At 61.5% G+C, this 7,677-nt stretch carries 7 protein-coding genes; 3 read left to right on the forward strand and 4 right to left on the reverse strand.

Annotated features, from left to right (window positions below; all coding sequences use genetic code 11):
• Positions 1 to 168 precede the first annotated feature (168 nt).
• Both glpD and R3F72_RS16795 read left to right on the forward strand, forming a co-directional pair.
• Entirely contained in the window at positions 169 to 1,695 is a 1,527-nt protein-coding gene (gene glpD, locus R3F72_RS16790) for a glycerol-3-phosphate dehydrogenase (protein ID WP_332780244.1), read from the forward strand.
• A gap of 183 nt (positions 1,696 to 1,878) precedes the next feature.
• Positions 1,879 to 2,955, forward strand: a complete 1,077-nt coding sequence (locus tag R3F72_RS16795) for an endonuclease/exonuclease/phosphatase family protein (RefSeq protein WP_332780245.1) — start codon at positions 1,879 to 1,881, stop codon at positions 2,953 to 2,955.
• Between the two features lie 123 nt (positions 2,956 to 3,078).
• Here the strand turns inward: R3F72_RS16795 and R3F72_RS16800 are convergent, their stop codons facing one another.
• From R3F72_RS16800 to attM, 3 genes are all read right to left on the reverse strand, one after another.
• Positions 3,079 to 4,458: a class II fumarate hydratase gene (locus R3F72_RS16800; RefSeq protein WP_332780246.1), complete on the reverse strand. Its 1,380-nt coding sequence runs from the start codon at positions 4,456 to 4,458 to the stop codon at positions 3,079 to 3,081.
• 114 nt (positions 4,459 to 4,572) lie between these two features.
• Positions 4,573 to 5,700: a zinc-dependent alcohol dehydrogenase family protein gene (locus R3F72_RS16805; RefSeq protein WP_332780247.1), complete on the reverse strand. Its 1,128-nt coding sequence runs from the start codon at positions 5,698 to 5,700 to the stop codon at positions 4,573 to 4,575.
• A 98-nt stretch (positions 5,701 to 5,798) separates the two neighbouring features.
• A complete protein-coding gene (gene attM / locus R3F72_RS16810) occupies positions 5,799 to 6,584 on the reverse strand; it encodes an AttM family quorum-quenching N-acyl homoserine lactonase (RefSeq protein ID WP_087718768.1) in 786 nt (261 codons plus the stop codon).
• A gap of 283 nt (positions 6,585 to 6,867) precedes the next feature.
• Here attM and R3F72_RS16815 point away from each other — a divergent pair, with 283 nt between their 5' ends.
• Positions 6,868 to 7,284: a secondary thiamine-phosphate synthase enzyme YjbQ gene (locus R3F72_RS16815; protein WP_303854157.1), complete on the forward strand. Its 417-nt coding sequence runs from the start codon at positions 6,868 to 6,870 to the stop codon at positions 7,282 to 7,284.
• A 102-nt stretch (positions 7,285 to 7,386) separates the two neighbouring features.
• On the opposite strand, the gene R3F72_RS16820 is transcribed toward R3F72_RS16815, so the two are convergent.
• A partial coding sequence (locus R3F72_RS16820) for an IS66 family transposase (RefSeq protein ID WP_332778557.1) occupies positions 7,387 to 7,677 on the reverse strand: 291 nt, incomplete at its 5' end.

Raw genomic sequence — 7,677 nt, forward strand, 5'->3', positions numbered from 1 at the left:
AAAGCCGGCCTCGTGCCGGCTTTGTCGTTTTGCCATATAGCCCCGACGACTGCGCTTCCCCTCCCCAATTGGTCTATGAAAACACCTTGCCGCTATTGATGTTCGAAAGTGATTAAACTATTTTCGCAATCGAACATATCCAACTCCCTCACCTTTCCGGAGGACGGCATGGCCTCAACGACAGAGCACCACGTTTACGATCTCATCGTTGTCGGAGGTGGCATCAACGGTACTGGCATCGCCAACGACGCCGCCGGAAGAGGCCTTTCCGTGCTCCTGTGCGAACAGGCCGATCTGGCCAGTGCGACCTCCTCAGCCAGCAGCAAGCTGATTCATGGTGGCCTGCGCTATCTCGAGCATCGGGAATTCCGTCTGGTTCGCGAGGCGCTGAGAGAGCGTGAAGTCATGCTGCGCAAGGCGCCTCACATCGTCTGGCCGCTACGTTTCATCCTTCCGCACCAGCCCCATCTGCGTCCGGGCTGGATGATTCGTACCGGGCTGTTCCTCTACGATCACCTGAGCCACCGGGACAGCCTGCCCAACGCCAGGAGCCTGCGCTTCGGCAGCGAGAGCCCGCTGGTGCCGACGATCAAGCGCGGGTTCGAATACTCAGACTGCTGGGTGGATGATGCCCGGCTGGTGGTCCTCAATGCGCTGCAGGCGCAGGAAAAAGGCGCGGACATCCGGGTTCGCACCCGCTGCACCGAGGCTCGCGAGGAATCGGGGCACTGGGTGGTCAGCCTCGAAGACCGGGACACCGGCGAACGCCACGAGCATCGGGGCAAGGTGCTGGTCAACGCCGCCGGCCCCTGGGTGGAATCCTTCGTCAAAGGCAATGCCAAGCGTGATTCGCGTTACGGCATTCGCATGATTCAGGGCAGCCACCTGATCGTGCCGCGACTCAACGACGACGATCGGGCCTACATTCTTCAGAACCAGGATGGTCGCATCGTTTTCGTGCTCCCCTACCAGCAGCGTTTCAGCCTGATCGGCACGACCGATCGCCGCTACCAGGGCGACCCGGCCAAGGTCAGCATCAACGACGAAGAGATCGACTATCTGCTCGATGTACTCAACGCGCACTTCGTCAGGAAGCTGAGCCGAGCGGATGTCATCTCGACCTATGCCGGCGTCCGCCCGCTGTGCGATGACGAGTCGGAAAACCCCTCCGCCATGACGCGCGATTACACGCTCGATCTCGACAAGCACGGTGCCCCGATGCTGTCGATCTTCGGCGGCAAGATCACCACCTATCGCAAGCTTGCCGAAGCGGCCATGCACAAACTGCAACCGCTGCTGCCGCACATGGGGCAAGCCTGGACGGCCGACGCTCGACTCCCTGGCGGGGATATCGAATCGCGTCAGGCATTCGTCACACAGTTGCTGCGCGAGTATCCGTTCCTCGGCCGGGAGCGTGCCGAACGCTTTGGCTCCAGTTACGGCACGCTGTGCCTTAATTTCCTGGAAGGCAAACTGAGCCAGGAAGACCTCGGCCAGCATTTTGGCGGCGGCTTGACGCGCGCCGAGGTCGACTACCTGATCGAACACGAATGGGCACATGGCAGAGAGGATATTCTGTGGCGTCGCAGCAAGCTGGGGCTACGTTTGACCCAGGATGAACAACAGGCGCTGACGCACTACCTGGAGCAGCATCCGGCCATCGCCAATCAGGGGGTTTTTTCCAAGGTTTCATGAGCTAGGTTCATGAACGCGGCCCGGGCAAGATGGCTGTGAAGTTCCTGGCCAACCCCTTCTAAAGTCTCACGAATTTCGCTCTGTCGGGAATCGTCGCCAGGCCATACTGGCCGTGGGTGCCGGTCATGTTTCTGTTAACCTTGGCCGAACACGGCGTCCTATCCCGACACAAGGAACCACCAGTTGCTGCAACTTCTTCTTACCGGTCTCGGCTGCCTCGTCCTGCTGATCACCATGGCGCCCTACATGCGGATCCGTCACTGGAGTGTTCGCAGTTTCGATTTCCCGCTGCTCCAGATCGCCATCGTCGCCACCGTACTGGCACTGGTTCAGCTCGCTTTTCATCCCGATGCCTGGTGGCACTGGGCCGGGATCGCCGCCAGCGGGGTCGCCGCCGCCATTCAGTGGGTGCGAATCTACCCATGGACGCCTTTGGCTCGGCGCACCGTGGTCAAGGCCAAGTCGCACGAGCCGGAGGGCGAGCTCAAGCTGCTCATCTCCAACGTGCTGACGCCCAATCGCCAGGCCGACAAACTGATCGCTCTCGTCGAGAAGCACCAGCCCGATATTCTGCTGACCCTGGAATCCGACCAGTGGTGGGGAGATCAGCTGGATGCCGCCATTGGCGAAGCGATGCCGGAAGCCGTGCGCATTCCTCTCGACAATCTTTACGGCATGCACCTCTATTCCCGGCTATCGCTGGAAGACGTCGAGGTCCAGTGGCTGATCCAGGACGACATCCCCTCGATTCATGCCTGGGTCAAACTCAGGAGCGGTAAGCGCATTCGCTTCCACGCGCTGCACCCGCGGCCGCCCGCACCCTCGGAAAGCGACGAATCATTATGGCGAGATGCCGAATTGCTGCTGGTCGGCCAGACGATTGCCAAGAACAACTGCCCGACCATCGTTGCTGGCGATCTCAACGACGTGGCGTGGTCACCCACGACCAAACTGTTCTGCAAGATCAGCGGCATGCTCGATCTGCGACGGGGCCGCGGCCGGTATAGCACCTTCCATGCCAAGTATCCCCTGCTGCGCTGGCCACTGGATCATGTATTCGTGACCGAGCATTTCACGCTCGTTCATATGCAGCGGTTGTCCGAGATCGGGTCGGACCATTTCCCGATTCTGGTCACGCTATGTCACAACCCTTCTCGCGCCGACGAGAACGAGTCCGAAAAGGCCGACATGGAGGAGCGCGAAGAGGCTGCGGACACCATCGAAGAGGCTCAGGAACGGCGTGGCGAAGCGCCGGTTTGAGGCCGTCTCCGCAGCGATAGTCTTACAGACGACAACGCCACCCGAACGGGTGGCGTTGTCGTCTTGCTTTCGGCCGGGAACGTCGGAATAACGACGTTCGGAGAAGGAATCCATTCGAAGTCGTTACTCCGGAATTCCCCCTTCGGTCAGTTTGGCGGGATCGAGCAGACGCTCCAGCTCCTCACGGGAGAGATCGGTCTCTTCCTCGGCGACATCAATGATCGGCCGCCCTGCCTGATAGGCTTTCTTGGCCACCGCCGCTGCCGCGTTGTAACCGATCACCGAATTGAGCGCCGTCACCAGAATCGGGTTGCGGGACAGCGGGCTCACGATGTTGTCGCGACGCACGTTGAACGTGGCGATGGCGCGGTCTGCCAGCAGGCGGCTGACGTTGGTCAGCAGCGTGATCGAACCCAGCAGATTGTGCGCGATCAGCGGCAGCATGACGTTGAGCTGGAAATTGCCGCTTTGCCCGCCGACGGTGATCGCCGCATCGTTACCGATGACTTGTGCCGCAACCTGGGCGGCGGACTCGGGAATCACCGGGTTGACCTTGCCCGGCATGATCGAACTGCCCGGCTGCAGCGCCTCCAGCTCGATCTCCCCCAGACCGGCCAGCGGGCCGGAGTTCATCCAGCGCAGATCGTTGGCGATCTTCATCACCGCGACGGCGTACGTCTTGAGATGTCCCGAAAGCTCCACCGCCGCGTCCTGCGACGCCAGGCTGGCAAAAAAGCTGTCGTTGGGGCGGAAATCGAGATGGGTATCGCTGGCCAGACGCTGCGCCACCTTGTCGGCAAACTCGGGATGCGCATTGACGCCGGTGCCGACCGCCGTACCGCCCAGGGCCAGGCGAGTGATACGCTTCAACCCGTCTTCCAGTCGCTCGATTGCCTGAGCGACCTGGCTGGACCAGCCGCCCAGCTCCTGGCTCAAGCGCACCGGCATAGCGTCCATCAGATGCGTGCGTCCGGTCTTGACCACGTCGTCGACGTCTTTCGCCTTGTCATCGATGACCGAGCGCAGGTAGCCGAGTGCCGGCAGCAGGCGCTCACGAACCTGAATCGCCGCCGCCAGATGGATGGCCGTGGGAATCACGTCGTTGCTCGACTGCCCCATGTTGACATGATCGTTGGGGCCGACTTCGAGCCCGTCACGGCTCGCGAGGTGAGAGATCACCTCGTTGACGTTCATGTTGGTCGAGGTGCCCGACCCCGTCTGGAACACATCGACCGGGAACTGGTCGGGATGCTTGCCGTCGATGATCTCGTCGGCCGCGGCCACGATAGCTCTGGCTCGGGCTTCGTCCAGCAGCCCCAGCTCCTGATTGACCTGCGCCGCAGCACGCTTGATACGGGCCACCGCCGCGATGAATGCCGGTGGCAACGGCTGACCACTGACCGGAAAATTGTTCACCGCACGCTGCGTTTGAGCGCCGTAGAGCGCGCTCTCCGGAACTTCCAGTTCGCCCATGCTATCGCGCTCGACTCGTGTCTGAGCCATGACCTTCTCCTATCGATGACGGATGAAATGCAAAGGCGCAGCCCGAACGTCGGACTACGCCTTCGAGACTCATTCAAGACTAGCAGCCGGAGCATGCCCCGTCCGGTTCGAGGCTCAATCGAAATCGATGATCTGACGTATCGCCTCGCCACTCGCCAGACGGTCGAAACCGAGGTTGATCTCGTCGAGTTTCAACCGGTGCGTCAGCAGCCGATCCACCGGCAGGCGGCCGGACTGGTAGAGCGCGATGTATTCGGGCACGTCCAGCGACGGCACGTGACCGCCCAGGTAGGAGCCCTTGAGCGTGCGCTCCTCGGCCACCATGCGCGTCGGGCTGATGGCGAATCGCACGTCGGGATGCGGCAACCCGGAAGTGACGGTCGTGCCGCCACGGGCGGTGGACTCGTAGGCGAACTCCAACGCCTTGGACACACCCGCGAACTCGGCCGCGATGTCCACCCCACCGCCGCTAATCTCGCGCACCTGCTCCACCGCATCCTGATCGCCGCTGTTGATGATATGCGTGGCACCCATCGCCTTGGCGGTTTCCAGCTTTTCCGGCGCGATATCGGCCGCAATCACCTGCCGCGCGCCGCCACCGACGGCACCCATGACCGCCGCCAGACCGACGCCGCCCAAGCCGACGACCAGCACCGACTGGCCCAACCGCAGTCCCGCCGTATGCACCAGCGCACCGACGCCTGTCAGCACGGCGCATCCGAACAGCGCCGCGATATGGAAAGGCAGGTCCGGATCGATCCGGGTCAGGGAGCGGCGCGACGCCACCGTGTACTCGGCAAAACCGGAAACGCCGATATGGTGATAGATCTTCTGGCCATTCTTGTGCAGACGCATCCCGCCACCCAGCAGATGCCCGGCGGTGTTGGCTGCCGCACCGGGCTTGCACAGCGCTGCCCGCCCGGAAAGACACGACGAACACGTGCCACAACTGGGCGCAAAGGAGAACACCACGTGGTCGCCGGGGGCGAGATCGGTCACACCCTCGCCGACTTCGGCGACTTCACCGGCCGCCTCGTGGCCCAGGACCATGGGCAACGGGCGCGGACGATCGCCATTGATCGTGGAAAGATCCGAATGACACAGACCGGCGGCACGCATCTTGACCAGCACCTCCCCCGGCCCTGGCCCATCCAGCTCGACCTCCTCGACCGACATCGGCAGCGACTCCCGATACGGGCGAGGCCTCTTCATTTCATGAATCACGGCGGCACGAATTTTCATACAAGCTCTCCAGTGATACGCGATCAGTAGCGCCTACCATCGACGCCGGTCGACGGGCACTGTCATGCAATGGATGTATCGATCGGTCGCCTCGCCGATCAAGCGTAGTATTCCGGGGCGTGACGGAAGGTTGGCCATGCCTCGGGATCGTGTCCGGTCACCACCAGCGCACCGGTCTTTTCCGCCAGGGCATGCAGTTTTCGAACGGAGCGCACCGCATCGACGGTCGAGGCCAGAAAGCCCGGCAGAGCCTTTTCGTCCCAATGATCGGTGGTATAGGCAGCATCCACGGCCAGCAGCACCGGCCCGGTTTCCGGCAAGCGAAGCAGGAAACTGGAATGTCCCGGCGCGTGCCCAGGCGTGAAGATGAACCGGATCGTGTCGTCGCCGAAGACATCGTAGCCATCGTCGTGGTCTTCCAGCAGATGCCATTTCACGTCGGGCCGATCGAAATCCGCACGAATGTAGCCACCCGCCGAAAACCAATCCGGCGCCATCGCATACTCGTATTCGCAGCGTCGCACGATATGGATGGCATTCGGGAAGCGCCCGGTGGCACCGGTGTGGTCCAGATGCAGATGGCTGTGCAGAACATAGCGAACGTCGGCGGGTTCGATCCCGAACGCCTTCAAGGCCTGGACGCAGCCCTCTTCTTCCCGCATGACCGGCCAGTAGACAGAAGTGATATCGCCCCAGTATCCCTTCGGATCGCTCGCGCATTCGACCGCGCACCCGCCGTCGATGACCACGTTGCCCTTGGGATGAGTGATCAGATACCAGGGAACGGGGATCTCGTAATCATCCAGTCCCGCGTTCATCTTGATGTTGCACACACGACACTTCAGCGTTCCTGTCTGGAACATATAGAGACGTGGAGCGGCCATGACATCCCTCCTGAAACGGGCAATTTCGGATAGAACCCATCTGGCGTGACGACATCGCCATCCCTTTCAAAGCCACGGCGAACCCTTTACCGTCAAGGGGGAGCGAATGTCTCGTCCGTCGATCTTGCAGCGACGATGGAGCTGCCAACGCAGCCAGTATAGGCACGCCCATTCTCGGCTGACCAGTCAAACTTTGGTCTCACAGATCAGCGCCATTTTTACGAAACGTCGATGAAATGGTCATCGAGCGCATCCACACCAACGTTACCAAGGAGCCAACTCCATGTGGCATCGTCAACAGTTCTCGCTCAAACCCCGTTCGCGCGGCTTTCATCTGGTCACCGACGAGATTCTCGGCGCGCTTTCCGGCATGCACGACATCCGCACCGGGCTTCTGCATCTGCAGCTGATGCATACCTCCGCATCACTGACGCTCAACGAGAATGCCGACCCCGACGTGCGGCACGACATGGCGCTGTTCGCCAGCAAGCTGGCACCGGAAAACCTGCCCGGCATGCGGCATACGCTCGAAGGCCCGGACATGCCCGCCCACGTACTGGCCAGCCTGTTCGGCGCCGAACTGACCCTCGCGGTCGACAAAGGACGCCTGCTCACCGGCACCTGGCAAGGCATCTGGCTGGGCGAACATCGCGAGCATGGCGGTGCCCGGAAGATCACCGCCACATTGATGGGCGAGTAATCAACCGAGTCATTACGCTCCTTTCAAATAATCGTAGTGATATCGTTTGAAAAGCTGGCGAGCGAAGATCAGGCAAGGCAAAAATCGGCGTAACTATTCAGGTCACGCTGCCTGATCCAGGCCGTCCCGACGCATGAATTCGGGCACTTCACCGGCAAACAACTGTTCCAGTGCGGTGTGCGCTGCCAGGCCCTGCTTGACCGCCGTCGAGAGGAAGCTGCGCATCCGGCAGAAGATCTCGGCACCTTCCCAGGAGCGGAAACAGCCTGAAATCTTCTGCTGGACCTTGGTCATCCGCAGGTCACGCTCCCCTTGGTTATTGGTGAAGGGCGCGGCGGGGTCGTCGAGGAAACGCAGCACGTCGTCCTCGTACGCCTGGAGACGTTCGAGCAG

This window comes from Salinicola sp. 4072 (assembly GCF_036663415.1).
Classification (GTDB): domain Bacteria; phylum Pseudomonadota; class Gammaproteobacteria; order Pseudomonadales; family Halomonadaceae; genus Salinicola; species Salinicola salarius_A.

Bases quoted from the DNA above. Each gene is read 5' to 3' on its own strand.
- glpD (WP_332780244.1), top strand. From the start codon at position 169: ATGGCCTCAACGACAGAGCACCACGTTTACGATCTCATCGTTGTCGGA.
- R3F72_RS16800 (WP_332780246.1), bottom strand. From the start codon at position 4,458: ATGGCTCAGACACGAGTCGAGCGCGATAGCATGGGCGAACTGGAAGTT.
- R3F72_RS16805 (WP_332780247.1), bottom strand. From the start codon at position 5,700: ATGAAAATTCGTGCCGCCGTGATTCATGAAATGAAGAGGCCTCGCCCG.
- attM (WP_087718768.1), bottom strand. From the start codon at position 6,584: ATGGCCGCTCCACGTCTCTATATGTTCCAGACAGGAACGCTGAAGTGT.
- R3F72_RS16815 (WP_303854157.1), top strand. From the start codon at position 6,868: ATGTGGCATCGTCAACAGTTCTCGCTCAAACCCCGTTCGCGCGGCTTT.